Annotated in this window: 26 protein-coding genes, 3 tRNA genes and 1 pseudogene; 10 read left to right on the top strand and 20 right to left on the bottom strand. The window is 54.9% G+C overall.

Annotated elements, in window-relative coordinates; genetic code table 11:
- A pseudogene (locus tag ACO6EE_RS05110) lies at nt 1-79 on the top strand (IS1595 family transposase); the annotation flags it as partial.
- 199 nt (nt 80-278) lie between these two features.
- Here the strand turns inward: ACO6EE_RS05110 and rplI are convergent.
- The 7 genes from rplI to ACO6EE_RS05145 form a co-directional block, all read right to left on the bottom strand.
- The gene (rplI, locus tag ACO6EE_RS05115) at nt 279-731 is read right to left on the bottom strand and encodes a 50S ribosomal protein L9 (RefSeq protein ID WP_485959720.1); all 453 of its coding nucleotides are present in this window, start codon (nt 729-731) and stop codon (nt 279-281) included.
- Between the two features lie 19 nt (nt 732-750).
- A complete protein-coding gene (rpsR, locus tag ACO6EE_RS05120) occupies nt 751-981 on the bottom strand; it encodes a 30S ribosomal protein S18 (RefSeq protein ID WP_064089792.1) in 231 nt (76 codons plus the stop codon).
- A 5-nt stretch (nt 982-986) separates the two neighbouring features.
- Nucleotides 987-1,283: a primosomal replication protein N gene (priB, locus tag ACO6EE_RS05125; RefSeq protein WP_485959722.1), complete on the bottom strand. Its 297-nt coding sequence runs from the start codon at nt 1,281-1,283 to the stop codon at nt 987-989.
- Between the two features lie 10 nt (nt 1,284-1,293).
- Nucleotides 1,294-1,668: a 30S ribosomal protein S6 gene (rpsF, locus tag ACO6EE_RS05130; protein ID WP_485959724.1), complete on the bottom strand. Its 375-nt coding sequence runs from the start codon at nt 1,666-1,668 to the stop codon at nt 1,294-1,296.
- Between the two features lie 252 nt (nt 1,669-1,920).
- Nucleotides 1,921-1,996 (bottom strand) — tRNA-His (locus ACO6EE_RS05135).
- Nucleotides 1,997-2,007: 11 nt separating this feature from the next.
- Nucleotides 2,008-2,084 (bottom strand) — tRNA-Arg (locus tag ACO6EE_RS05140).
- A gap of 38 nt (nt 2,085-2,122) precedes the next feature.
- Nucleotides 2,123-2,200 (bottom strand) — tRNA-Pro (locus tag ACO6EE_RS05145).
- Between the two features lie 392 nt (nt 2,201-2,592).
- Between ACO6EE_RS05145 and folD the strand changes: the two genes are divergently transcribed.
- Nucleotides 2,593-3,456: a bifunctional methylenetetrahydrofolate dehydrogenase/methenyltetrahydrofolate cyclohydrolase FolD gene (folD, locus tag ACO6EE_RS05150; protein ID WP_485959726.1), complete on the top strand. Its 864-nt coding sequence runs from the start codon at nt 2,593-2,595 to the stop codon at nt 3,454-3,456.
- Between the two features lie 121 nt (nt 3,457-3,577).
- Here the strand turns inward: folD and ACO6EE_RS05155 are convergent, their stop codons facing one another.
- The gene (locus ACO6EE_RS05155; protein ID WP_485959728.1) at nt 3,578-3,955 is read right to left on the bottom strand and encodes a hemerythrin domain-containing protein; all 378 of its coding nucleotides are present in this window, start codon (nt 3,953-3,955) and stop codon (nt 3,578-3,580) included.
- A gap of 127 nt (nt 3,956-4,082) precedes the next feature.
- Here ACO6EE_RS05155 and hemC point away from each other — a divergent pair, with 127 nt between their 5' ends.
- From hemC to ACO6EE_RS05170, 3 genes are all read left to right on the top strand, one after another.
- Nucleotides 4,083-5,021 carry a hydroxymethylbilane synthase gene (gene hemC, locus ACO6EE_RS05160; protein ID WP_485959730.1) on the top strand — a complete coding sequence of 313 codons (939 nt, stop codon included), beginning with the start codon at nt 4,083-4,085 and terminating at the stop codon, nt 5,019-5,021.
- Between the two features lie 183 nt (nt 5,022-5,204).
- A complete protein-coding gene (locus tag ACO6EE_RS05165; RefSeq protein WP_485959732.1) occupies nt 5,205-5,720 on the top strand; it encodes a CPCC family cysteine-rich protein in 516 nt (171 codons plus the stop codon).
- 48 nt (nt 5,721-5,768) lie between these two features.
- Complete coding sequence (locus ACO6EE_RS05170) at nt 5,769-6,572, top strand: tetratricopeptide repeat protein (RefSeq protein WP_485959733.1); 804 nt, start codon at nt 5,769-5,771, stop codon at nt 6,570-6,572.
- A gap of 116 nt (nt 6,573-6,688) precedes the next feature.
- On the opposite strand, the gene ACO6EE_RS05175 is transcribed toward ACO6EE_RS05170, so the two are convergent.
- The 5 genes from ACO6EE_RS05175 to rpmB all read right to left on the bottom strand — a co-directional run bounded on the left by ACO6EE_RS05175 (nt 6,689) and on the right by rpmB (nt 11,982).
- The gene (locus ACO6EE_RS05175; protein WP_485959735.1) at nt 6,689-9,001 is read right to left on the bottom strand and encodes a TonB-dependent siderophore receptor; all 2,313 of its coding nucleotides are present in this window, start codon (nt 8,999-9,001) and stop codon (nt 6,689-6,691) included.
- A 296-nt stretch (nt 9,002-9,297) separates the two neighbouring features.
- Nucleotides 9,298-9,978 carry a lipoprotein-releasing ABC transporter ATP-binding protein LolD gene (gene lolD, locus ACO6EE_RS05180; protein ID WP_153708221.1) on the bottom strand — a complete coding sequence of 227 codons (681 nt, stop codon included), beginning with the start codon at nt 9,976-9,978 and terminating at the stop codon, nt 9,298-9,300.
- Nucleotides 9,971-11,221: a lipoprotein-releasing ABC transporter permease subunit gene (locus ACO6EE_RS05185; RefSeq protein WP_485959736.1), complete on the bottom strand. Its 1,251-nt coding sequence runs from the start codon at nt 11,219-11,221 to the stop codon at nt 9,971-9,973. The genes lolD and ACO6EE_RS05185 overlap by 8 nt, the downstream gene beginning before the upstream one ends.
- Nucleotides 11,222-11,567: 346 nt before the next feature.
- Nucleotides 11,568-11,723 (bottom strand): 50S ribosomal protein L33, encoded by a 156-nt coding sequence (gene rpmG / locus ACO6EE_RS05190; protein WP_003822324.1) that lies wholly within the window; start codon nt 11,721-11,723, stop codon nt 11,568-11,570.
- A gap of 25 nt (nt 11,724-11,748) precedes the next feature.
- A complete protein-coding gene (gene rpmB / locus ACO6EE_RS05195; RefSeq protein WP_035579964.1) occupies nt 11,749-11,982 on the bottom strand; it encodes a 50S ribosomal protein L28 in 234 nt (77 codons plus the stop codon).
- A gap of 361 nt (nt 11,983-12,343) precedes the next feature.
- Between rpmB and ACO6EE_RS05200 the strand changes: the two genes are divergently transcribed.
- The 3 genes from ACO6EE_RS05200 (at nt 12,344) to ACO6EE_RS05210 (ending at nt 14,738) form a co-directional block, all read left to right on the top strand.
- Nucleotides 12,344-12,889, top strand: a complete 546-nt coding sequence (locus ACO6EE_RS05200; protein WP_485959737.1) for an RNA 2'-phosphotransferase — start codon at nt 12,344-12,346, stop codon at nt 12,887-12,889.
- Between the two features lie 277 nt (nt 12,890-13,166).
- Nucleotides 13,167-13,916 (top strand): GNAT family N-acetyltransferase, encoded by a 750-nt coding sequence (locus tag ACO6EE_RS05205; RefSeq protein WP_485959739.1) that lies wholly within the window; start codon nt 13,167-13,169, stop codon nt 13,914-13,916.
- Between the two features lie 21 nt (nt 13,917-13,937).
- Nucleotides 13,938-14,738: a lysophospholipid acyltransferase family protein gene (locus ACO6EE_RS05210; protein WP_485959740.1), complete on the top strand. Its 801-nt coding sequence runs from the start codon at nt 13,938-13,940 to the stop codon at nt 14,736-14,738.
- A 284-nt stretch (nt 14,739-15,022) separates the two neighbouring features.
- Here the strand turns inward: ACO6EE_RS05210 and ACO6EE_RS05215 are convergent, their stop codons facing one another.
- The 5 genes from ACO6EE_RS05215 to ACO6EE_RS05235 form a co-directional block, all read right to left on the bottom strand.
- Nucleotides 15,023-15,364, bottom strand: coding sequence for a YbaB/EbfC family nucleoid-associated protein (locus ACO6EE_RS05215; protein WP_485959742.1), 342 nt, complete (start codon nt 15,362-15,364; stop codon nt 15,023-15,025).
- A 53-nt stretch (nt 15,365-15,417) separates the two neighbouring features.
- The gene (dnaX, locus tag ACO6EE_RS05220; RefSeq protein ID WP_485959799.1) at nt 15,418-17,601 is read right to left on the bottom strand and encodes a DNA polymerase III subunit gamma/tau; all 2,184 of its coding nucleotides are present in this window, start codon (nt 17,599-17,601) and stop codon (nt 15,418-15,420) included.
- 168 nt (nt 17,602-17,769) lie between these two features.
- Nucleotides 17,770-18,039 carry a putative hemolysin gene (locus ACO6EE_RS05225; RefSeq protein WP_485959743.1) on the bottom strand — a complete coding sequence of 90 codons (270 nt, stop codon included), beginning with the start codon at nt 18,037-18,039 and terminating at the stop codon, nt 17,770-17,772.
- Nucleotides 18,040-18,186: 147 nt separating this feature from the next.
- A complete protein-coding gene (locus ACO6EE_RS05230) occupies nt 18,187-20,238 on the bottom strand; it encodes a transglutaminase TgpA family protein (protein WP_485959744.1) in 2,052 nt (683 codons plus the stop codon).
- Between the two features lie 66 nt (nt 20,239-20,304).
- A complete protein-coding gene (locus ACO6EE_RS05235; RefSeq protein ID WP_485959746.1) occupies nt 20,305-20,829 on the bottom strand; it encodes a hypothetical protein in 525 nt (174 codons plus the stop codon).
- A 482-nt stretch (nt 20,830-21,311) separates the two neighbouring features.
- Between ACO6EE_RS05235 and ACO6EE_RS05240 the strand changes: the two genes are divergently transcribed.
- Nucleotides 21,312-21,764, top strand: coding sequence for a hypothetical protein (locus tag ACO6EE_RS05240; RefSeq protein ID WP_485959747.1), 453 nt, complete (start codon nt 21,312-21,314; stop codon nt 21,762-21,764).
- A gap of 67 nt (nt 21,765-21,831) precedes the next feature.
- The gene (locus ACO6EE_RS05245; protein WP_023886959.1) at nt 21,832-22,221 is read left to right on the top strand and encodes a hypothetical protein; all 390 of its coding nucleotides are present in this window, start codon (nt 21,832-21,834) and stop codon (nt 22,219-22,221) included.
- A 179-nt stretch (nt 22,222-22,400) separates the two neighbouring features.
- Here ACO6EE_RS05245 and ACO6EE_RS05250 read toward each other — a convergent pair whose 3' ends face one another.
- Nucleotides 22,401-23,144, bottom strand: coding sequence for a class I SAM-dependent methyltransferase (locus ACO6EE_RS05250; RefSeq protein WP_485959749.1), 744 nt, complete (start codon nt 23,142-23,144; stop codon nt 22,401-22,403).
- 237 nt (nt 23,145-23,381) lie between these two features.
- Nucleotides 23,382-23,621: a hypothetical protein gene (locus ACO6EE_RS05255; RefSeq protein ID WP_485959751.1), complete on the bottom strand. Its 240-nt coding sequence runs from the start codon at nt 23,619-23,621 to the stop codon at nt 23,382-23,384.
- Between the last annotated feature and the right edge of the window lie 167 nt (nt 23,622-23,788).

Raw genomic sequence — 23,788 nt, forward strand, 5'->3', positions numbered from 1 at the left:
GAAAGAATGCGAATTTCGGTTTAACTTCGGCACACCGTCCCGGCAGCTAAAAATCCTGCGGGATTGGTGTGGAATTTAGGGCTAATCTACGTCAGCCCCTATTTTTATGTGGGGATCATGAGCTAGAGCCCTTCTTGCTCTGCCAAGTTGTGTTGCTCTAGTGTAACGTCAGCGGTTTGTGGTTTGTATGGGACAGATAATTGCTCAGCCATAGTAGACAAAAAGGCTACCTGAAATATTCAGGTAGCCTTTTTGATGCTGCAGACAACAGCGTAGGTTTATTCTGCGGTCGGTACAACAACTACAGTAATATTAGCCACAGCATCGGTATGCAGGGCGATTTCGATTGCGTATTCGCCAACTGCTTTGAACGGGCCATTGGGCAGGCGTACGTTAGCTTTAACAGCTTCCACACCAAATGCACGGATGGCTTCGGCGATGTCGGCGTTGGTTACAGAACCGAACAGACGACCGTCCACGCCAGCTTTCTGGGCGATGGTGATGGATTGGCCTTCCAGTTTGGCCTGGCGAGCCTGCGCATCGGCCAAGATTGCAGCCTGACGAGCTTCAAGTTCGGCACGGCGGGCTTCGAAATCAGCCAGGGCAGCTTCGGTAGCGCGTTTGGCTTTACCTTGCGGGATCAGGAAGTTGCGGGCATAGCCGTTTTTTACGGTTACTACATCGCCCAGATTACCCAAGCCGCCAATTTTTTCTAACAGAATGATTTGCATAATATAAATTCTCCGTTAATTATTTGTGTTGGTCGGTGTAGGGCAGCAGAGCCAGGAAACGGGCGCGTTTTACGGCCACAGACAACTGGCGCTGATAGTGAGCTTTGGTGCCGGTAATGCGGGCGGGGATGATTTTGCCGTTTTCAGAAATGAAATCTTTCAGCAAATCAACTGCTTTGTAATCTACTTGTTTGATGCCTTCTGCAGTAAAACGGCAGAATTTTCTACGTTTAAATGTTTGACGAGCCATCTCATTCAACCTTTATTTTCAATAATTGTCTGTATATGCAATATGGGGCGGCGGTATTTTTGGCTGTAAGCTGCAAGAAATCCGGATATATCCACCATACTGCCTGCTTTGTGTTGCCAGAGTTTTGCCTGTTCGCCGATTAATTTCGCCTGGAGTTCAAACCGGGCTAGATAGGGTTCGCCTGCTTCGGTTTGCCATGATTCATGCTCTAGCATCAATCCCAATACGGCTATGCCGGCCGGGGTGTAGCGCAAGGTGTCGGCATATTTGATGCGGGCGGTAAGGCTTACAGTATTGTTCAAAATCTCACGCTTAGGCTTCGGCGGCAGCTTCTTCCTGAGACTGGCCGTTCAGCAGATTTTTGGATTTTTCTTCCTTCATCATGGGGGAAGCTTCGGTAACGGCTTCGTCCATTTTGATGGTCAGGTGGCGCAATACGGCGTCGTTGAAACGGAAACCGGTTTCCAGCTCTTCGATGGCAGCCGGGGTGCACTCGATATTCATCAGCACGTAGTGTGCTTTGTGCAGCTTGTTGATTGGGTAGGCCAATTGGCGGCGACCCCAGTCTTCCAGACGGTGAATGTGGCCGCCAGACTCGGTAATCAGGGTTTTGTAACGTTCAACCATAGCGGGCACTTGCTCGCTCTGGTCGGGATGAACGATAAATACAATCTCGTAATGACGCATGTTATCTCCTTATGGCTAAATACAGCCCGCCGTCATGCGGAAACAGCGGGCAAGGGGTGGAAAACGCGGCATTATATCGGCAAAATACAGCGTAAGCAAGCATTTGCTGAGTAGGGTGTGGTGACTATGGCTTGGTATGTGTGCAATATTTCACACAGTGAACACAGGCTACCTGAAAAATGAAGATTCAATAACTTGGAAGTGAGTTTGGGATATAAAAAACCCGTATGCCAAAGCATACGGGTTTTAATTTGGGGTGGCTGATGGGGCTCGAACCCACGACAACCGGAATCACAATCCGGGGCTCTACCAACTGAGCTACAGCCACCATAAAACTTTTGGCGCGCCCGACAGGACTCGAACCTGTAACCGCCCGCTTAGAAGGCGGGTGCTCTATCCGGTTGAGCTACGGGCGCTCTACCTATCCTGTCGTTCACAATTTTTCGGAGAACTTTGGTCGGGGCGGTGGGATTCGAACTCACGACCCTCTGCTCCCAAAGCAGATGCGCTAACCAGACTGCGCTACGCCCCGATAAGAAAAGCGAATTCTACTCATACTGCTTTTACCCTGTCAAGCAAGTAATGCAAAATTAAATATCAGTTTTGATTTGTTGTATGGTTTCATGCTAAATAACAGTATGTTAATTGAAGATATGCTTACGCAACATCAGTACATATATGCATAAGAAGTTTACATGGCCAACGTCTCTTCCAGCCTAAAAGTGTTATGAACAACATGCTATAATTGCCAAGCCAACAATCGTTGAAATCTCAGCAAAATAGCCGGCTGTAGCATATGTTGCCGCGTAAAGTGTTTTTATTTTTTTATCAATAGATTAATACATGATTTAATTTTTACCCGAGGCAGCCATCCAGCCCGTCCAGTTTACTTCTCCACCCAACCCGATAGAAAAGGAACAGCCTATGACAGCCCAGATTCTCGATGGTAAAGCCGTTGCTAACGAACGTCTGCTGAAACTTGCCGACAAAGTGGCCGAGCGGCGCAAACAAGGCTTGCGCCCCCCGTGTTTGGCTGTTTTGCTGGTTGGTAGTGATCCTGCCAGTGTTGTGTATGTGAACAACAAAAAAATTGCCTGTGAAAAGGCTAGTTTCGACTCCCGTTCCTACGAATTGGCAGCGTCCACTATCGAAGAAGAGCTGCTGCAACTGATTGACGAACTCAATGCCGCCCCTGATGTGGACGGTATTTTGGTGCAGCTGCCTTTGCCGGCACACATTAACAGCCAATCAGTTATCGAGCGCATCCAGCCGGATAAAGACGTGGATGGCTTCCATCCTTACAACGTTGGCCGCTTGGCCGTGAAAATGCCGCTGATACGCCCATGCACACCTAAGGGCGTGATGACCTTATTGGAGACTTACGGCGTGGAGCTGCGCGGTAAAAAAGTGGTGATTGTGGGTGCATCCAATATTGTCGGTCGCCCGCAGGCACTGGAAATGCTGCTGGCCGGTGCCACGGTTACCGTATGCCACCGCTTCACCGTAAACTTGGAGCATGAAGTTTCTGAAGCCGATGTAGTAGTAGTGGGCGTGGGTAAGCCTAAATTGATTCATGGCAGCTGGATTAAACCCGGCGCCGTGGTGGTGGATGTGGGCATCAACCGGTTGGAAGACGGTACGCTCTGTGGTGATGTGGATTTTGAAGCCGCCAAAGAACGCGCTTCCATGATTACTCCTGTCCCCGGCGGCGTAGGCCCGATGACCATCGCCACCCTGCTGGAAAACACCTTCTACGCAGCCACTCTGCACGACCAACCGGCAGCCTAGGCGCATATTGGTGCACAATAAAGGGCAAACAGCTATATCGACTGTTTGCCCTTGTTTTTCTAGATGATTTAGCTGATCACAAGGCTACCTGAAACCCTGCTGGGCACATCAAACAATATTTTCAGGTAGCCTCTCCCTCTTCACCTAAGATTTCCTGAAACGCCTGAAACAGTTCGCGCTCTTCAAAACGCGCGTGGCCGCGCAGGGTTTCGGCAAAAGCCTTCATCCAATCTGGATTATTGAACTGCGGCGCAGCCAGCATTTGGCGCAACAGCGCATGTTCTTCCTCAAAACGCCGTTGCATGGCCGGCTGTGCCAATTTATCCCACCATGGCGCAAACAGCGTTTCCTCCTCGGCAAAATGCGCCAGCAAATCATCTTTCTGCTTGGCAAAATCGGCACGGTGATCGGCGGCAGGATCGCGCAGGATGCGGGCACACATGGCCAGCGAGTGGTGGTGGTCTTGCGACAGCGGAATCAGTAGGGAATGGCGTTTCATTTTTCAGGTAGCCTGAAGTGGTTGCACAATAGCCGGATTATATAGCGGACAGTGCAAAACGCCCACAAACACGCCGCCATTTCATGATAGACTGCCCAACGTTTGTCATCCTGTTTTCCTAATTGAAATGACCCCGCAAAAACTCGTTATCGCCAGCCGCGAAAGCGCCCTCGCCATGTGGCAGGCCGAACACATCCAATCCCGCCTGCGTGCGCTCTATCCCGGCTGCGAAGTATCCATCCTCGGCCTCACCACCCAAGGCGACCGTATTCTCGATAAAACCCTCTCCAAAATCGGCGGCAAAGGCCTGTTTGTGAAAGAGCTCGAACAAGCCCTGTCCGACGGCCGCGCCGACCTTGCCGTACACTCTATTAAAGACGTGCCAATGGTATTGCCCGAAGGCTTTGCCTTGGCCGCCATCTGTGAGCGCGAAAGCCCGTTTGATGCCTTCGTTTCCAACGACTACCAGCGGCTTGAAGACCTGCCCGCCGGCGCCATTGTCGGCACGTCCAGCCTGCGCCGCGAAGCCCAGCTGCGCGCCCGTTTTCCACAGCTTCAGGTAGCCCCTTTGCGCGGCAACGTGCAAACCCGCCTTGCCAAACTCGACCGTGGCGACTACGCCGCCATCATCCTGGCCGAAGCCGGCCTCAAGCGTCTCGGCCTCACGCAGCGCATCCGCCACACCCTCTCCCCCGCCGACAGCCTGCCCGCCGCCGGCCAAGGCGCGCTCGGCATCGAAATCGCCACACACCGCAGCGAATTACTGCCCCTGCTCGCCCCGCTGAATCACGCCCAAACCGCCGCCTGCGTTACCGCCGAACGCGCCCTCGCCCGCGCGCTGGGCGGCAGCTGCCAAGTGCCGCTGGCCGCCTACTGCACCGAGCAAGACGGCCTACTCACCCTGCACGGCCTGGTCGGCCATCCCGACGGCTCCGTCATCCTGCGTGAAGAAGCCCAAGCTCCGCGTGAATACGCCGACGCCCTCGGCCGTGCCGTCGCCAAAAAACTGGCCGATAACGGTGCCCAAGAGCTCATCGCCGCCGTACTGGCCGAGCAGGCTACCTGAAAAAGTAGGCACAAAACCGGACAGCATCAGGGCAGTATTTCAGTAAAAGCAAAACAAAACAAATTCCCTCCAAACGTTTTCAGGTAGCCTGTGCTTGAGGCTACCTGAAAACGCAATTTTCCACAAAATTATAATCTTATCTGCTATTTGTCTAGTATCAAACACCTCAAAGCGATTGACCACATGGTAATAGACCGCGAACAAGCCATGCGCCAACTGGCCGAACACAAAATCGGCCAACTCTCTGGCGAACAAAAGCTCAATCTGGTTTTGGATTATTGGTATTCGTTTGAAGATTTTGACCTCGCTCACGAATTAAAATCCTTTCTCGCCAGCCATGAAGCCGAAAGCCTAACCGAATACACAGATTTTTTCCGCCCCATCGTCCTTATCGGTTTGGCATACCAATATCAAATCTTCAACAACAAATACCTGGCTGCAGAATTAAAACGTTATACTCAAAACGAATTTCAAGTAAGCGGCAACGAAAAACAAACCTTATCCCCTTGCCCCTACTGCTCGTTTTATTCCCTCAGTCCTCCAACAGATTACGCTGTTTGCCCGATTTGCCAATGGGAAAACGACGGCACAGCCGGCGAGCAATACTCCGCCATCAACCGCGGCACACTCAGCCGCTATCGGGAAAACTTCCTGGAAAAGCATTCAAAAAGCGCACTACAAACCAAATACATTTTGTAAACGGTTCTACACAGAGGCCGTCTGACTCTCCCCAGAAAGGCAGAAACCATGAAACCTAAATCCCTCTACCGCGCCGCCCTGCTCGAATACCTCTTTTATGCCTCCTTAACCGCCGATCCTGCCGAAGCCCGCGCCGCCTACCGCACCTACCGCCAACTTGCCAGAAAAGGCTGTCCCGACGGCTGGTTCGGCCTCGGTCGCGCCCGCCAGTACGGCTACGGCGTCAAGCCAAACCCCGCAAAAGCCGAAAAATATTACCGCCGTGCCGCCAAAAACGGCCACGCCGAAGCACAGGAAGCACTCGGCTGCCTATACGAATTTGCCGAAAAAACCGACTACCGCCGCGCCCGCAAGTGGTACGCCCGCGCCGCCGCCCAACGCAGCAGTGACGCCCCCGATGCCGCCTACCGCCTCGGTTATCTATATGAAAAAGGCCTCGGCGGCAAAAAAGACGTTCAGACGGCCTACCGGCTCTACCACCGCGCCGCCAAAAACGGCCACGCCGATGCCCAACGCGCCCTCGGCTACCTATATGAAAAAGGCCTAGGCCTACACAAAAACCATGCCAAAGCCCGCAAATGGTACATCCGCGCCGCCCTGCAGGCGGATGCCACCGCCTGCAACAACCTAGGCTTCCTCTACTACAATGGCAAAGGCGTACGCCGCAGCAAAAGCTTGGCGAAAAAATGGTACAAACTCGCCGCCCGCGCGGGCAGCATCCATGCCTTATCCAATCTCGGCGTTCTCTATGAAGACGCAGGCCGTCTGAAAAAAGCCGTCCACTACTACCACTGTGCCGCCGAGGCAGGCAACAAATATGTTGCCAAGCAATTGAAACGGTTGGATAAGTAATCACCGGCCGTTTTCAGACGGCCTTTTTGTAGAAGGCCGTCTGAAAACAAAAAATCGGCAGGTACAGGTAGGATTTTGTCATCCGGCCTGCTCCTGCCGATTGCCGCTTAAGGGGATTACAGCCGCCAGTTCAATTTGAACATGATATTGCGCGGCATGCCGTAAAAGTTATCGGCACCGTTGCTGCGGTTGGCATTGTTTTCAAAATAACGCTTGTCCGAAAGATTGTTGCCTATCAAGCTCAAACGGATTCGGTCGGTCGGCGCGTATTGCACATCGGCATGCCACAAGGTGTAGCCGCCCTGCTTGAGATTAGGCTGGTTATACAGGTTGCCGGTACGGCTTTGCGTGCTCATACCCACACCTATGCTCCAACGGTTGGCAGCACCCGGCAAACGATAGTTGGTGTAAAGTCGGAAAATATTGCGCGGCGTGTGCTGACTGAATCTTTGCCCGTCTTCGTTGTGTTCATCACCGTTGCGGTATTTGCTGTCGTTGTAGGTGTAGCCGGCAAACAGCTTCCAGTTATCGGTCAGATTACCGGAAATTTCCGCATCCAAGCCTCGGCTGACCACGCGGCCTGTGTTGATATAGTAGCCGTTGCCCATGCCGTCGTCACCGCCATAAACGGCGCGGTTTTTCTGGTCGATTTGGAACAAGGCGACGGCGGTGTTCAAGCGATTGTTGTTCCAAGCGGATTTCCAGCCAATTTCGTAGTTGGTGCCGATAACGGGCGGTAAATCATTGCCACTGGCATCTTTATATTCGAGCTGCGGTTTGAAAATCGAGGTGTAGCTGGCATACAGGCTGTGATGCGGCGTTACATCCCATGTAATGCCCAGATAAGGCACAAAGCGGTTGCGGTTGATGCGGCGGGTCAGTGTTTCCAATGAGACGGGGTTGGCAGGGTCGATAATGTCATCGGTGTTTTGCCGATAACGCCAACGGGTGTAGCGGAAACCAGCCAGCAGGTGCAGTTTGTCGGTCGGATTAAAGCGGATGCCGGCACTGACGGCATGGGAACGGGTATGCTCATCGGTATGTCGGTGGATGGGATTGAAGCGGTAATCCAGATCGGCCAGTTTGCTCCAATCGGGGCGCGGGATAACGGAACCGTCAAACGGCTCCAGCGGGAAATCGCGGCTCAAGTTAGGGTCGCACCAGTTCGGCCAGCCGCGCGATGCGCAAAACTGGTTCCAAGAGTCGGACGGGTCTGCCCACAAATTCCAATGCTGCATGGTTTCGGAATCGGTACGCCGTTTGTTGTAGCTGTATGTGGCAAACACGTCGTGCTGCCGCCCTAAAGCCTCAAAGCGGCCGGTCAGCTTGCCTTGCGCCGTCCATTGCACGGTTTTATTATCGGCAAGGCGGTTGCCGCTGCCCCAAATGGTGCCGCTGCTGTTTTGCCAACTCGGCCCGCTGCTGAGCGCGGCATACTCGCGAAATGCCGTGTCGCGGCGATAATCGACCAAGCCGACAGCCCGCCAGTTATCGTTGAAATCGTACCGCAGCTCCGAAAATAAATTGAATTTGGTGAAACGGCTGTTGTTCCACGGCGCACCGGAATAAGCATTGCGCGGCAGATGCAGCGGATGATCCTCGCTGCCCGCAGGCAGTCCGTACACATCCGGCACCGCATGGCGGTTTTGATACAGGCTGCCCACCGTCCACACTGCCTTTTCACCCAAATCGAAATCAAGCACGCCGTACACCACGTTTTGCCGGCTATTGATGTGGTCGATGAAAGAGCCAGCCTTTTCCCATGCGCCCGACAGACGGCCGCGCACCGTGCGGCTGCTGTTTAGGCTGCCGGAAACATCCAATTCGCTGCGGTAAGTGGCGAAACGCCCCGCACTTACGCTGCCCTGTATCTGCCGTACGGAAGTCGGCCGTTTGCGTACCGCATTGATGGTTCCGCCCGGCTCGCCGTTGGCCTGCGTCAAACCGGTGGCACCGCGCACCACTTCGATGTGGTCGTACACCGACAAATCGGTCTGGCTCTCGGCATTGAGAATGGTTTCGCCCACATAGCTGGAAACATCGGAAGAAACGCCGTCTTCTTCTATTTGGTCGATATAGAAACCGCGCGACATGAAGCGCGAGCGGTCGGAATCGCGCACAACGGTAACCCCCGTAGTGGCCTTCAGCGCGTCTTCCAAACTGGTAATGCCCTGACCTTCAATCTGGGTTTTGGTAATGACACTGACTGACTGAGGCGTTTCCTTGGGCGACAAAGCCAAACCCGTGGTGGTACGCATGGCGGAGGTGGTGAACGAATCGCGGTTTTCGGTACGCGTACTGCGGTTCACCGCCTGAATATGGATATCTTCCAACACTGCAGATCCTTCAACCTCATCGGCAAGCGCTACGGCATGGCTGCCCAACAGCATGGAGGCAATCAGACTCATGCGGAATCCCAAACAGTTCATTTCTTCACCTTTCCTTTTCACAGATTAAATTAAATTAACTTTTTATTTTATCGGTGAAGGAGCAGTACACTTATCGGTAGAACGGCGTAGTTCTAAAGCATAGGGCATAGGCAAAAGAAATCCTAGGACAGGGAGCATTGCTTTGCAGGCTACCTGAAATGCTATCGGGGCAGTGTTTGTGCCGTCATTTTCCAAAATGGGCAAAGGCTACCTGAAAATTGCCAAACTCTTTCTAGTTTGAGCTTTCAGGTAGCCTTTGTTGTGCGCTGGGCGGCTTGGATAGCTGTTGGATAAACTCAAGCTCGCAAACTGCCGTCGTCCATAGTGAGCACGCGGTCGAAGCGTTTGGCCAGCTGCTCGTCGTGGGTAACCACGATGAGGGCGGTACCCAGCTCGCGTTTGAGCTCCAGCATCATTTCCAGCGCGTGGGTGGCGTTTTTGCGGTCGAGGTTGCCGGTGGGCTCGTCGGCCAGCAGGCAGTCGGGCTTGGTTACCAGGGCGCGGGCGATGGCGGCACGTTGGCGTTCGCCGCCGGAGAGTTCTCCGGGGCGGTGGGTCATGCGGCTGCCCAGGCCGACTTTTTCTAAAATTTCGGCAGCGGCTGCCTGCGCTTCAGCCCGGCTTTTGCGTGCCACCAACAGCGGCATCATTACGTTTTCCAGTGCGGAAAACTCGGGTAGCAGGTGGTGGAATTGGTACACAAAGCCAAGATGCCGATTACGCAGCTGGCCGATGGCTACTTGGGAAAGGCTGTTTAGGCCCTGGCCTTGGATTTTCACTTCGCCGCTGGTGGGCTTGTCCAGCCCGCCGAGAATGTGCAGCAGGGTGGATTTGCCGCTGCCGGAGGCGCCGATGATGCCGATGCCTTCGCCTGAGGCTACCTGAAAATCGATATTGCGCAGCACTTCCACTTTGAGGCTGCCGTCGTCGTAGGTTTTACCTACATTTTGGCATTGGATAACGGCTTCTTTATTCATAGCGCAAGGCCTCTGCGGGTTGGGTTTTGGATGCGCGCCAGCTGGGCAGCAGGGTGGCCACGAAGGAGAGGCCGAGGGAAATGGCAACAATCGCCAGCACGTCGGACAGCTTCACTTGCGAGGGCATGTAATCGATGAAATAGATGGCGGAAGTAACCAGTTTGCGGCCGGCCATTTGCTCGATGGCGGAAACGATAGCGCCCACGTTCAGCGCTACGGTTACGCCCAGCACTACGCCGATAGCGGTACCGACCACGCCCAAAAGCGTACCCTGTACCAGGAAAATCTTCATAATACCGCGCGGAGGCAGGCCGAGGGTGCGCAAAATGGCAATGGCTGCCTGCTTTTCGGTTACGGTCATGATGAGGGTGGAAATCAGGTTGATGGAGGCGACAAGGCTGATGAAGAACATGATGACGAACATCATCTTTTTCTCCACTTCCACGGCTTGGAAGTAGTCGCGGTTTTGGTAGGTCCAGTCGAAGGCGGCGATGCGGTTGCGCTGCTCGGCGGGCACAATGGTGGCGGTCACGTCGGGGGCGGTTTCCGGCTGCGAAAGGCGCAGCTGGATGCTAACATCGCCATCACCGGCGCGATACAGGGTTTTGGCGTCTTCAATATGGATGATAGACAAGCTGTTATCTACAGCAAAAATGCCGGTGGAGACGGTGGAAGCCACAGTGAATTGCTTCATGCGCGGCACCATGCCCACCGGTGTAACGTTGCCTTCGGGCGAAATCAGAGTAACTTTTTCGCCCGGCTGCACGCCTAAGCGGTCGGCAATATCTTTGCCTAAAATCATTTCAAACTGGCCGGGTTTGAGCTGCTGATACAGCTCATTGGGCAGCTTGTCGCCGTATTCCGACACTTTCGGTTCTTCAGCCGGGTCGATCCCCTTCACTTGTACGCCCTGCACTTCGCCGGAATTAGCCAGCAGCGCCTGCCCGCTCACATAAGGTGCTACACCCAGCACGCGCGGATTGGCTTGAGCGATTTTGGCTAGGCCTTGCCAAGTGTCGCCTGGATCGGCTTGCAAATAGCTCATCTGCATATGCGGGGTAACTTGCAGCAGTTGGCCGCGAATCTCTTTTTGAAAACCGTTCATCACGGAAAGCACCACAATCAGCGCGGTTACGCCGGTGGCAATGCCGAAAATCGAGATGATGCTGATTACAGACATCAACCCGTTGCGTTTTTTGGCGCGCATATAGCGCAGGCCGATCCAGGTTTCTAAGGAAAGCATAGTAGAATGGGCTCCGCAGTCTGCAATCGTGGGATTGGCGGGGTTTCAGGTAGCCTTTATCCGGCTAAAAATCACTTCATGCAGCGCATGGGTTCGCTTTGTTTGCAAAATATGCTTCAGTTGTGCATTTGATACGGTAGCGTGACATATAAATATGCAAGCTTGGCTAAGCATGAGATTTGCCAAAAAGCGGCGCACAGTATACAGGCTCTTTGCCGGGCAGGGCATTGGTATTACGCGCATTTGCCCTATTTAACGGCAGATGCGCCCTTAGTACGGCAGATATAGAAAACTGCATTCTCTGCCAAGCAGAAAATGCAGTCTGAGTAGAAAGTGTGGCTGAAGATTATTTCAGCTTGGTTTCTTTGTAAACCACGTGCTTGCGGGCAACCGGATCGAATTTTTTGATTTCGAATTTGCCGGGAGTAGTCCGCTTGTTTTTGGTGGTGGTGTAGAAATGGCCGGTGCCGGCGCTGGATTCCAGCTTGATTTTATCGCGCATGACTCTGATTCCTTAAATAATGTGATTAGGCTTCGCCGCGTGCGCGCAGATCAGCTAGAACGGCATCAATGCCAACTTTGTCGATCAAACGCAAAGCCGCATTGGAAACGCGCAAACGTACCCAGCGGTTTTCGCTCTCAACCCAAAAACGGCGCGATTGCAGGTTCGGCAAAAAACGGCGCTTGGTTTTGTTGTTGGCGTGCGATACGTTGTTACCGGACATCGGCCGCTTCCCGGTTACTTTGCAAACTCGTGCCATGGTTAATTCTCCAAACTTCAAAAAATATTAGATAGAAACGAAACTTGCTTTATACCATAGAAAGCATTTCCGGTTCAAGTTTTATCGCGATGAACTTGGCGGATGTGCTGCTGGATGCAACATTTTGCAGGCAGAGTGCATAGAGCATGCGCGTTAGACGGTTTTTGCATTTAATGCGCTGTTTTAATAATTTAATTGCTTTAATAATTTTGTTTTTAGGTAGCCTTAATTGGCAGGAACATACGCGTCATCAAAGCCGGCATAGTTTGATAAATGCGGTCAGGCTCATTTAATATTTCTTGTTTTCAATCGTAGTGAAATGCTTTAAATGTAGCTAAACACTAGATTTAAAGGCAATGTCATGGATAAACCTAACACCAGCGTGAGCAAATTTCTTAGCTATATCCTGCGCCACCACCCCGAAGCCATCGGTTTGACGCTGGATGGCGAAGGCTGGGCAGATGTGGATGAGCTATTAGCTCAAGCGGCGGCACATGGGCGCAACATCAGCCTGAAGCTATTACATGAAGTGGTGGCCACCAATAATAAAAAACGGTTCTCCCTGTCTGCTGATGGCCGCAAAATCCGTGCCGAGCAAGGGCATTCCACGGCACAAGTGGATATTGCCTACACCGAAACTGAGCCGCCGGAAATCCTGTATCACGGCACGGCGCAGCGTTTTGCTGAGGCTATTGAACAGCAAGGCTTGCTGCCGGGTAGCCGGCATTATGTGCACTTGTCGGGCGATGTGAAAACGGCTGTATCGGTGGGTAGCCGCCACGGCAAGCCGTTGGTGTTGGAAGTGCAGGCCGAGCTGATGCGGCAGAAGGGTTTTGTATTTTATTTAACAGCCAATAAAGTGTGGTTGATTAAGGAAGTGCCGCCACAGTTTTTACGGCGAATGTAAGAGGCTACCTGAAAATTGTCGATTGCTCAGGCAGACTTTCAGGTAGCCTGTTGGGTATGGATTGAAGGGCTACCTGAAGGTGTAGCTGCAACCTAAGCCAAACACTTGGTCGGCGATATTCTTTAATAATCTACGGTGTGCTATTTTCCCTAATTGAACAAAACCCTCGTTAAAATCCGCCATTTCCGCCGTATGGGCAAACAATTTACTTGCTACTTGCGCCATGTGGCTTTACAGTTCAGCCTGTGCGAAATGGCACGTTTTTCCGGAGTAACCCATGCAACAAATAAAAAACCAAGAATGGCTGCTGGTAGACAGTGGCAATCTTGAAGTGAGCGTAACCCGCGAAGCAGATGCCGTGGAAGAAGCGCAACGCTTGCGTTTCGACATTTTTGGCCGCGAGATGGGCGCCGGCATACACGCTGAAGACGGCCGCGATATCGACCGTTATGATGAATTCTGTCGCCACCTGATCGTGCGCGACAAAAACAGCGGCCGCATCATCGGTACCTACCGCCTGATTACCGAAGAAGCGGCCCAAGCCGCCGGTGGTTGGTATTCCGATTCGGAATTCGACCTCTCCCGCATTCGCCATATCCTGCCCAAAACTGTGGAGCTGGGGCGCGCCTGTGTACACAAAGACTACCGTACTGGTGGCACGATTTCGCTGCTGTGGATGGGTTTGATCAGTTTCATGCAAGCACATGGTCTGGAATACATGATCGGCTGTGGTAGCGTGCATGTGGACGACGGCGGACACTATGCCGCCAGCCTGTTTAACCAGCTTAAACAAACCTATTACTCGCCCGAGGAATACCGCGTATTCCCGAAAGTGCCGCTGCCGTTGAATGAACTGCGGCAGGATTTAGAAGTGGAAGCGCCGCCTCTGATGAAGGGCTATCTGCGCGCCGGCGTATGGATTTGCGGCGAGCCGCATTGGGATAAGGATTTCGGCAGTGCCGATATGCTGGTGATGATGCCGATGGCCAATATCCATCCACGTTACGCCAAACATTTTGTTAAATAAATCAGAAGACAAGGTTAGCTGATGCGTAGGCTCAGACTGATTGTCAGGCTATTTGGGGTGGCTGCCATTTTGTTGTGGGGCTGCCTTCAGGTAGCCTTGTTTTTCGGCCGTGAAGATAAGGCCAAACGTCAATGGCGGATTCAACGCTGGTCGCGCCAATGTATGAAAGTGTTCGGTACCAAGCTGACCGTACATGGTGCGGAGCGTTTTTTCGCCGAAGGCGGTCAGTTTATGGTGGGTAACCATATTTCCTGGCTGGATATTTTCCTCATCAACTCTGTGCAGGCTGTGCGCTTTGTGGCTAAGCAGGAGGTGCGCGATTGGCCGGTAATCGGCTGGCTGGTGGCTCGGGTGGACACGGTGTTTATCAAACGCGGCAACCGCCAATCGTCACAGCAGGTGATGGATGTGTTGTTGCAGATTTTGGCGGAAAAGGATTACGCAGTGGTGTTCCCTGAAGGAACCAGCACCGATGGGCGGGGCATCAAGCCGTTTAAGAGCGGGTTGTTTGATACCGCCATCATTGGCCAATATCCGGTGTGGCCGGTGCTGGTGTACTACCCGAACGAAGACGGCAGCCCGAACACGGATATGGCCTATTGCGGCGAAATCAGCCTGTGGGAGTCGTTTTGCCGCATCCTGCCGCAAAAGCGCAGCGAAGGCGTGCTGTATTTTCTGGAACCAATTTCACCGGAAGGTAAAACTCGGCAGGAGCTGTGCTCGGCCGCCCAAGCGCAAATTGCGGCCAAGATGGGCGAGCTGCGCGGCCTACCACCTGAGAGCGTGGTGGAAGAAAAGGGTGCCGTGTTTGAGCGGACTTAATCTGTTGTGATGATTGTTGAGCCGTCCCGTTTGTGGGACGGCTTTTTGTTTGAGTGGGTGGATCTGATTGGTAGCCACATCAACAGTTTTACATACAAGCTGGTGAGAGTTGCAGGCAATACAGCAACATGGTGAGATGAGTTTGATTACATGTAGTTTCTATTGGAACAGCTAAAAACCTTTTCAGGTAGCCCCAAGGTGATATGGAGGCTACCTGAAAACCGATGCAAGCCAAATAAACCGGCTGCCTGATGAGTTCTGGCAGCCGGTGTTTTGTGCGCGGATTACTTGAAGAAGTTGTCCATGCCGGGGGGTAGGCTGAGGCCTTGGGTGAATTGCGATATATGCTGTTGAGCAGCGGCTTCTACTTTGCGGGTAGCATCGTTGAAGGCGGCGGCAATCAGGTCTTCCAGCATTTCTTTGTCGGAAGCGACATCGGCGGCGAGGCTGTCGTCGATGTGCACGCGTTTAACGGCGTGGTGGCAGCTGAGGGTGATTTTCACCATGCCGCCGCCGGCTTCACCTTCCACGGTGATGTTGGCCAGTTCGGCCTGTGCCTGTTTCATTTCTTCCTGCATTTTTTGTGCCTGTTGCATCAGGTTGCCGAGGCCGGCTTTGTTGAACATGAGTGTGCTCCTATTTAAAGAGTGGGTGGGAATAAAAAAGTGCGGGAACGGCCTTAGGTTTGGCCGTTTTCCTGCAATACAAGGCTTTCAGGTAGCCAGCAGGCGCCGAATAGATTGAGGATATCTTGCGCGGCAGGGTCTTGTTCCAGCAGGCTTTGTGCTTGATCGCGGGCGGCTTGGCGCAGGCGTTGTTGGCGCATAGCGGGGGTTTCGGCGACTTTGCCGCCGGCCGGCCAATCGATGGTGCGGATGCTGACGGGATGGCCGTAGGCGGCAGCCAGGTGCTGCTCGATGCGCTGGATGTGTTCGCGGCTGATGCTGACTTGCCCGGCTTCGGCCACGGCAAGGGTGAGCAGGTGTTGCTGCGGGTCGTAGCCGAGGCAGGCGGTGTGCTGGGCGCTCATTTGGGCGGCACCGATTTTGGGGGCGATGGCGGCGACGATCTGCGGCCAGGTATCGGCATCGGGCAGGGGCAGGGCTGCGGTGTCAGTGCTTTCTGGGGTTTCAGCAGCGGCTGATTGGGCGGGAAATGGTTCGTTTTGCCCGTTTTGGCTGTGTGGAAGCTCGCCTTGTTCGTTTTCAGGTAGCCTTTGGCTTAATGCGCCGCCCGACAACGCGGTTTCTAAACCGGCGGGTGGGGCATCATCCCACGGCGGGCTGCTTTCGAAGGCGGCGGGGATGGCTTCCGACACGGCAGGTTGCGGCTCGCTAGGATAGGGGCGGCTGGGTTCGGCTGAAGCGGGTGCCGGGCTGCCGGATTCGTTTGGGTTTGGCGAAAGCCCGTGCTGACCGTTTGGGCTACCTGAAATATTTTCAGGTAGCCTTTCGGTATGTCGAGCAGCGGGGGCAGTTTCTTGCGTCAGGGGTTCGTTGTGCGAAAGCCTGCCGTTGTCGTCTGGGCTACCTGAAAAACGGTCGTATTCATTTGGGCTGTGCGGGAACTCGCGTTGCTCGTTGTTGCTGCGCAGAAGCGCGCTATGTTCGCTTTCAGGTAGCCTTGGTTCGGCTTGGGCGGGTGGGGTTTCTGCTGCATGGTTTTCAGTTAGCCTGTGGGCCTTATCCGGCTGCGGTGTGGCAGCCGGACGGGGCTTTGGGGCGGGATCGTGCAGTTCGCTGCCGCTGATTTGGCTGCCTTCGGGCAGTTCGGCTGCAGCCAGGGGGGCAAAGGCGAGCAGGCGCAGCAGGGTCATCACGAAGCCGGCGTATTCGTCGGGCGCGAGCGGCAGGTCTTGTTTGCCGTGGATAACGCATTGGTAATACAGCTGGATTTGTTCGTCGCCCAGTTGGCCGGCGAGCTGTTGCAGGGTATCGCGTTCGGGGTCGTCGGCGGGCACGGCGGCGGGGATGGTTTTGATGAGGGCGAGTTTTTGCAACAGGAGGGCGAGCTCGCTCAAGGCGCTGTCGAAACCGATGGCGCGGCCAGCCATTTCCTGCGCGGTGGCGAGCAGGGCGGCGCCGTCTTGGTTGGCGGCGGCTTGCAGCAGGGAGTAAAGGTAGCGTTGGTCGACGGCGCCGATCATTTGGCGCACGTCGGCTTCGGTTACGCTGCCCGAACCCATGGCGATGGCTTGGTCGAGCAGGCTGAGTGCGTCGCGCATGGATCCTGCGGCGGCGCGGCCGAGCAGGGCAAGGGCGGGGGCTTCGTAGGGGATTTGTTCGCTGGTCAGAACGTGCGCAAGGTGCTGCGATACCTGTTGGGCGGTCATGTTGCGCAGCACGAATTGCAGGCAGCGGCTGAGCACGGTAACGGGTACTTTGTGCGGGTCGGTGGTGGCGAGGATGAATTTGACGTGTTCGGGCGGCTCTTCCAGCGTTTTGAGCATGGCGTTGAACGCGGATTTGGAGAGCATGTGCACTTCGTCGATGATATAGACTTTGTATTTGCCGGCGGTGGGCGCGTATTGGGCGTTTTCCAGCACTTCGCGGATGTTGTCGATGCCAGTGTTGGACGCGGCGTCGATTTCGAGCAGATCCACGAAGCGACCGGCGTCGATATCGCGGCAGCTTTGGCATTGTCCGCAAGGCTCGCCTTCGTGCGGGGTTTCGCAGTTGAGGCTTTTGGCAAGGATGCGGGCGATGGTGGTTTTGCCCACGCCGCGGGTGCCGGTGAGCAGGTAGGCGTGGTGCAGGCGGCCTTTGCCCAGGGCGTTTTGCAGGGCTTTGACAACGTGTTCCTGCCCGACTAAATCGGCAAAGGTTTTGGGGCGCCACTTGCGGGCGAGAACTTGGTAGGCCATGTGGAATGCTTTGATGGGGTTGTTCGGGCGCACGGATGCGCGGTGCGGCATGTTGTTGCTAAGGGCGGTATTTTAGCATTATCAACGCTATTCTTGGCGACAGGAAAAAGCAAACAGGCTACCTGAAAATTGGATTTCAGGTAGCCTGCCTGTTTGTCCGGGCAGGGTTTATTTGCCATTGCCGCCATTGTTGGCGCGGTAGTATGCCCATTCTTCCACTTCTTTGCCGTCTGGCAGGATGCACATGCCATATTCGCTGCCGTCTTGGTTTTTGCGGATTTCAGACTTACCGCCTTGCTGTACGCAGTACACGCTGGCGGGGTTGGCCATACCGACGGCGGGCATAGAGGCATCAGCCGGCTCGGCGGCAGCAGGGGTTTGGCTGCCGGCGCAGGCGGCCAGGCCGAGGGCGGCCATCAGGGGGAAGAAACGTTTCATGGATTTATCCTTTTTGGGTGTTGCAAATGAATTTTCAGGTAGCCTTTATCCGGATTTAGCTTGCTCTGATAATGGCTACCTGAAAGATAACAGCTAAATGGAAAAAGGAACGTTAATCTGAGTTCGGCTAGGTAAAGGCGCGGTGTGTTACAGCTTAACCTTGCGCACGGCGCGGCAGCACTGGCGGTACCAGCGTTTTTGCGCGGCTTTCGGGGGCAGGCCGTCATCGGCGTAGTTCCAGCGCTCGTATTGTGCCAGCAGGCTTTCCAGCTCGGGGCTGAGGCATTCCTGCTCACGCAGGATGTCGGCGGTTTCGGCGGGACCGAGGGCGGCAGGGTCGATGCCTTCCACGTCGAGCAGGCGTTCTTTGATGCGGGCGAAGCCTTCTTCCAACAAGTTGGCATAACGCCGGCTGCTGCGCCGCCACCACAACCACAGCGGAATCACGGCCAAAGTGCCGCCAATCAGCAGGAATACGAGCAGGCTCAATAGGTTGAAGCCGCCCAAGCCTAAGCTGCGGAACAGGCTTTGCTGCGAGCTGCTGTCGTAGTTCACCACCCATTGCTGCCAGTAAAACTGGCCCTCGGCGCTGAGTTTGCTCCACCATTGCCAATTGCCGCTGCCGGCCACCAGCTCTTGTTCGCCAACCTCCAGCACGGAGGAGAGGCCTTGTTCGATGCGGTTGCTGCTCACGGCGGCGGTGGGATCGACGCGCAGCCAGGCTTCTTCTTCGGGCAGCCACACTTCGGCCCAGGCGTGGGCATCTTTGCCGCGCACCTGCCAGAAACCGCCGTCGGGGTTGTATTCTCCGCCCTGATAGCCGGTAACCACGCGGGCGGGCACGCCGGCGGCGCGCATGATGGCCACAAAGCTTTCGGCATAGTGTTCGCAGAAGCCGCGACGGTTGTCGAACACGAAGTTGTCGATGCGGTCGGGGCTGCGGTCGAGCGGGGGGTTGAGGGTGTAGGCGAAGGATTGGTTGCGGTAGTAGGCCAGGGTACGGTCGACGAAATCGGCGGTGTTGGCGGATTGGCTGCGCAGCTGGCGGGCGAGTGAGCGGATACGTTGGTTGCTGTAGCCGGGCAGGCGGCTCAGCTGGTGTTGGCGCGAGGGGGAGAGTTTTTCAGGTAGCCTGTTGCCGATGGCGGCACGAAGCACGAAACGGCGCAGGCCGTCGTGGCTGCGCACGCGGATGGTGTGGCCTTCGGCAAAACGCATTTTGCTGCGGGCGTTGTCAGCGTTGAAGTTGATGATGGGGTAGTCCAGCGCAGGAATGCGGCCTTGCTCGTCGCGCATAATGATGCTGTAGGAAACGATGGTTTGCGTGTAGGCAGTGTCGGCGCGGGTGGGCAGTTCGTCATCATCAGCACGCCATTGCTCACCATCAAACTGGCTCATGGTGATGGCGCGCCAATAGAGGTCGGCCGGATTGGGGGTGTAGCCCCCGTCGAAAGTAGCGTTGAAAGCCAGCTCGTTGCTTTGCACCAAATTGCTGATGCTGCCCGGCTGCATGGTATCGGACAGACCGGTTTGGGCTTGGCCCGGCTTGGGCGGCTGCGGAATGCGCCACAGCGGTTCGCTCATGCGCGGCACGGCGATAAATAATACGGCGGCCAGCGGCAGGGTGAGCAGCAGGGCGGTAGCGGCGTGGCGGGCGGCCAGGCGCAGCGGCATATTGAAGAGGGCGATGCAGGTGGCGGTGCCGAACAGGCCGGCCAACAGCCACAGACCGATGAACATGCCTTGGTTGAGCAGCACGGTGGCACCCATCAGGAACACCATGGCGGTAAGCAGCATATGCCAATCGCGTAACACGCGGCTTTCATAGGTCTTGAGCAGCACCAGCAGCAGAAGCAGTGCGCTGCCGCCTTCACTGCCGAGAAAGGTGCCCAACTGCGAAAACACGAAGCCAAACACAGCCAGGCCGCCGATGGCGGTGGCCCAAGCGGGCAGGCCGCGGCTGCCGATCAGCGTGAGCCCGAGCTGGATCAGCCACAGCACGCCGAATACGACAATGACGCCTACAGGTAGGGCGAAGGCCAGCGGCAGGGTAATCCATAGCAGCAGCAATAGAACGCCCAAACGCGGCAGGCGTTCGGGCGGGCGGTCGATGTATTCGGGGTTGAAAACGAGCATGGTGGGTTGGGTTTGCCGGCGGCTTTGTTGTTCGCTTCGCAGAAACTCGGTTTGCTTGGGCAAACTTCGTTTCAGGTAGCCTTTTTATCAGACGGTGTGTTTTGTGTGCCCGTAGCCGCCAGTCTGCGTTCAACCGGTTATCAGATTGGGCAGGCTGTGGCTCAGTTGCAGCGAATTGCCGATTATACCCAAATCCGCATCGGCAAAGCAGGCGTTTTCCAAAATCAGCCCGCCGTTGGGGCGCGAGGCGTGCAGGCTCATGCGCATTTGAGCGGGGGTGAAGGGCAATCCGCGTTTGCGGGCGTATTCGGCAGCGCGGCGGTTGGCGGTTTGCAGCATCGGAATCAGCGTGATGTCTAAATGAAACACGCGCACACCCAATACCAAAATACGGGCGGCAAACCAATCTGCTTCTTCGGTGAATACTTCCGGGCTGTGCTGCTTGAAATTGTGCCGCTCGGCAGCAATCAGGCAGGCCAGGGAGCGGATTTGCGGCAGCAGGGCTTCGCACAGCATGAAATCTTGCTGCTGCGGCGTATCGGCCTGCAAATCGGCACGATGCTGGTTGCCGTCTACGGCCAAATACCAGCGCTGCAGCTCGGTGCGGGGCTGGGCGGGGGGAAGCTGGCGGAGTTGGCGGGCTAGGGCAGACATTTTATGTTCCTGTTCGGCTTGGCGGTTCATGGGAGGGATTCCGTGGGTGAGCGGCCTTGCCGGAGTAAATAAAAAACCGCTCGGGGTTTCCGGGCGGTAGCTTTTCTTTCGGCTGGTGTGGCGCAAATCAGGCGCGCAGCAAAAGATACCGCTCGGCTGGGCGGTACCAATAAAACGGGGCGAAAGAGAGGTTTTGCGTATTCATGGGTAGGGAGTGTAAATGGAGTAGAGTAGGCTGTCAAGTGCCGGATGGCGGCGGGATTGGCGTTTTCAGGTAGCCTGGATAAACAGGAATAGCTAGTTTGAAAACTGTAAAAATAATATTACAGACAGTATGTTGGAGTAAAGCCGGGTTAAACGGTTTCGAAATTGCTTGTTCCGCTGCTATCATGCCCAGCTTTGTGGATACCGCACGGGCATTCCGAATTCTGTTCCAAATCAGCCGGGCTCAATCAGGTTTGGCTGGCTGTAGGAGAAAAAAGTTGAAATATTCTAATTTATTGTGGCTGTTGCCACTGTTGGTGCTGGCCGGTTGCGTTTCGCCGGAAGCGGCGGGTATCCGTCGGCAGCAGTCGAATATCAATTATGATGACGATGTGAAAATCGGCAGTTCGCGCATGGCCTACGGCTTCCGCAGCCAGCCCACGCGCGGCAGGCCGGAGGTGGAAGTGCAGAGCAACAAAGCGCCGGGCGAAGCGGCGCAATGCCTGCAACAACAGCTGCAAACCCGTTTGCGTTTGCCGGAAAACTTTATCCAAGTGCGTAGTTACACCAATTCAGCCTACACTGTGGCGCTGCACAACCCTTTCACGAATAAAGATGGCGTGGTGATGGATGTGCGCCAACGCGGCGTGAGAAGCTCGGAGATTAAACTGTATGCCAACGGCACCACGCTTTCGCGCGTTTGGCGCAGCATCCCGGCGGCGTGCAAGTAGCCGAGCGGGTACCAACATATTATAATGGCAGCGTTTTAATCCGATTAATCACACAGGCAGACGAAACATGAAAAAATATTTGCTGGCTTTGCTGTTGGCCTTGAGCAGCACCGCTTGGGCGTACCGCTTCCCCATCGACAGTATGGAAGTGGCCGTGCTGAAATCTGCTTCTTTTCCGCAGGTTACGCTCACTACAGACGGCTTTTCCTGGCTGCGTACCCTGACTTTGGGCTGGCTGGACGATGGCGCGAAGACTGTGGATATGGTGCAGGGCGTGCGCATTAAAGACGAGAACAACCGCTTCATTACCCACGGCCAGCTGCAAAACTACACCGGCCGTATCGTGGCTCTGCGCCGCAACGGGGCGGGCAATATTGTGGAAATGTGGATCTTGACCCCGCAGGAAAACGAAGCATTTAAAGAACGAGCTGCCTTGCTGCAAAACCAGCAGCGTTAAGGCGGGATGAAAAACGAAACCTCCTGCTGCCCAAATGGGGTGGCGGGAGGTTTTGGTTTGTTGGAGTTTTGTTTTCAGCTAGCCTTTGTGGAAGGTTAGCTGAAAGATTGCCGGCTATGCTGTGAGGCTACCTGAAAACGCAGTGTTTAGTTTTCAGGTAGCCTTTTTATTAGGTTGGCTTAATCAGCATGGCCGTTATACACATCAAACCGGGTTGATTTTCCCGTGTATTGGTAATCTGGCTTGCGGCCGCACAGAAAATCGCCCAGCCGCGGGCGTTTGACCACCACACGGGCGGTGGCTGTGGCGAGGGCGGCATCGAGCAGGGCGGTGTCGTTTTGCGCGGTGCCGACCAGCTCGTGGAAAAACGCCATTTCTTTTTTTACCGCTGCCGATTTGCGCCGTTCGGGGTACATCGGATCGAGATACACCACTTGCGGGCGGCCGATTTCGGCGGCCAGGCGCGGCATATATTCGGCGGCATCGGCGTGGTGCAGGGTGAGGTGGGAAGCGGTTTCGGCGGTATCAGGATGGAGTAGGGCGCGAGCAAGGCCGTCGGCTAAGAGGCAGTATACGGCGGGATGCCGCTCGAAAATGTGCACGTTCAGCCCCAAACCGGCCAAAACAAAACTATCGCGGCCAAGCCCGCCGGTGGCATCCCACACGGTGGGCTGTTTGCTGCGGCCGACGGCTTTGGCCAGCAACTCGCCGCCGCCGTGCAGCCGCCGGTGCTGCGCCGCGCCGGCGGTGAAATCTACCCACACGCTGCCTTTGTCGCCCGCGTGGTGCAACACGATGCCATGCTCTTCAGCGGCCAGGTAGAGGCCGGAGGCAGGCGGGGTATTGGAGACAGTCAATGCGGGATGGCGGGCATAGTCGGGTAGGGTGTACGGGGTGGGGGTGATGAGCGGGATGGGGTGCATGGTGGCTTATCGTCTGGTGTGAGGAAATAATTGTTTCAGCTATGGCGGCGGGTGTGTTCGTTAGAATAAGGTAGCAAAGCAGACAAGCGCAAAACCTACCCCTGTCATCAGAAATCCTCGCCAAAATGCGCCTTTATTGCTGCCTTCCCAATCACGCTGGGTAATCAACAGCCAGAAAAAGCCGAGAGACCAGGCACACATCCCGATAAGATAAATAAACAGCGCATCTGTGTTGGATTAAAGGAATACCCACCATAGCGCCATATTGGCACTGAGTGAAATGCCTGAGGCCAGATAGGGTTTGAATTCTTTCCATTTGAGGCCGAACACGTACATAACTAGCGTGGGCAGCATCAATAAGAGAAACAGGCTCAAACCATACCAATCGGCATAAGCCATAAACAGTACCAGCATCGGCACATAGAACAGCGCGGCGAGCAAGCCGTCCAGGGTGCGAGGATTTGGTTCTTTCCACATTGGCTTCTCCTTGTATCTGGATTTTGGCTTTCAGGTAGCCTTATCTGCAGGCCGGTGATTGCCTAACAAAGATAGCGGTTATTTTACTCCTTTGGATTGGAGCCTGAATGGAAACGTGTACTGGGGGATTCGAAGGTTTGGTTATATAGTGGATTAAATTTAAATCA

It is taken from the genome of Eikenella sp. (assembly GCF_057315495.1).

Bases quoted from the DNA above. Each gene is read 5' to 3' on its own strand.
- ACO6EE_RS05255 (WP_485959751.1), bottom strand. From the start codon at position 23,621: ATGTGGAAAGAACCAAATCCTCGCACCCTGGACGGCTTGCTCGCCGCG.
- rpsR (WP_064089792.1), bottom strand. From the start codon at position 981: ATGGCTCGTCAAACATTTAAACGTAGAAAATTCTGCCGTTTTACTGCA.
- ACO6EE_RS05250 (WP_485959749.1), bottom strand. From the start codon at position 23,144: ATGCACCCCATCCCGCTCATCACCCCCACCCCGTACACCCTACCCGAC.
- hemC (WP_485959730.1), top strand. From the start codon at position 4,083: ATGACCCCGCAAAAACTCGTTATCGCCAGCCGCGAAAGCGCCCTCGCC.
- rplI (WP_485959720.1), bottom strand. From the start codon at position 731: ATGCAAATCATTCTGTTAGAAAAAATTGGCGGCTTGGGTAATCTGGGC.
- ACO6EE_RS05215 (WP_485959742.1), bottom strand. From the start codon at position 15,364: ATGTTCAACAAAGCCGGCCTCGGCAACCTGATGCAACAGGCACAAAAA.
- ACO6EE_RS05200 (WP_485959737.1), top strand. From the start codon at position 12,344: ATGGATAAACCTAACACCAGCGTGAGCAAATTTCTTAGCTATATCCTG.
- ACO6EE_RS05205 (WP_485959739.1), top strand. From the start codon at position 13,167: ATGCAACAAATAAAAAACCAAGAATGGCTGCTGGTAGACAGTGGCAAT.
- folD (WP_485959726.1), top strand. From the start codon at position 2,593: ATGACAGCCCAGATTCTCGATGGTAAAGCCGTTGCTAACGAACGTCTG.
- rpmB (WP_035579964.1), bottom strand. From the start codon at position 11,982: ATGGCACGAGTTTGCAAAGTAACCGGGAAGCGGCCGATGTCCGGTAAC.
- rpmG (WP_003822324.1), bottom strand. From the start codon at position 11,723: ATGCGCGATAAAATCAAGCTGGAATCCAGCGCCGGCACCGGCCATTTC.
- rpsF (WP_485959724.1), bottom strand. From the start codon at position 1,668: ATGCGTCATTACGAGATTGTATTTATCGTTCATCCCGACCAGAGCGAG.
- ACO6EE_RS05170 (WP_485959733.1), top strand. From the start codon at position 5,769: ATGAAACCTAAATCCCTCTACCGCGCCGCCCTGCTCGAATACCTCTTT.
- ACO6EE_RS05210 (WP_485959740.1), top strand. From the start codon at position 13,938: ATGCGTAGGCTCAGACTGATTGTCAGGCTATTTGGGGTGGCTGCCATT.
- ACO6EE_RS05155 (WP_485959728.1), bottom strand. From the start codon at position 3,955: ATGAAACGCCATTCCCTACTGATTCCGCTGTCGCAAGACCACCACCAC.
- ACO6EE_RS05245 (WP_023886959.1), top strand. From the start codon at position 21,832: ATGAAAAAATATTTGCTGGCTTTGCTGTTGGCCTTGAGCAGCACCGCT.
- ACO6EE_RS05235 (WP_485959746.1), bottom strand. From the start codon at position 20,829: ATGTCTGCCCTAGCCCGCCAACTCCGCCAGCTTCCCCCCGCCCAGCCC.
- ACO6EE_RS05185 (WP_485959736.1), bottom strand. From the start codon at position 11,221: ATGCTTTCCTTAGAAACCTGGATCGGCCTGCGCTATATGCGCGCCAAA.
- ACO6EE_RS05175 (WP_485959735.1), bottom strand. From the start codon at position 9,001: ATGAACTGTTTGGGATTCCGCATGAGTCTGATTGCCTCCATGCTGTTG.
- dnaX (WP_485959799.1), bottom strand. From the start codon at position 17,601: ATGGCCTACCAAGTTCTCGCCCGCAAGTGGCGCCCCAAAACCTTTGCC.
- ACO6EE_RS05225 (WP_485959743.1), bottom strand. From the start codon at position 18,039: ATGAAACGTTTCTTCCCCCTGATGGCCGCCCTCGGCCTGGCCGCCTGC.
- lolD (WP_153708221.1), bottom strand. From the start codon at position 9,978: ATGAATAAAGAAGCCGTTATCCAATGCCAAAATGTAGGTAAAACCTAC.
- ACO6EE_RS05165 (WP_485959732.1), top strand. From the start codon at position 5,205: ATGGTAATAGACCGCGAACAAGCCATGCGCCAACTGGCCGAACACAAA.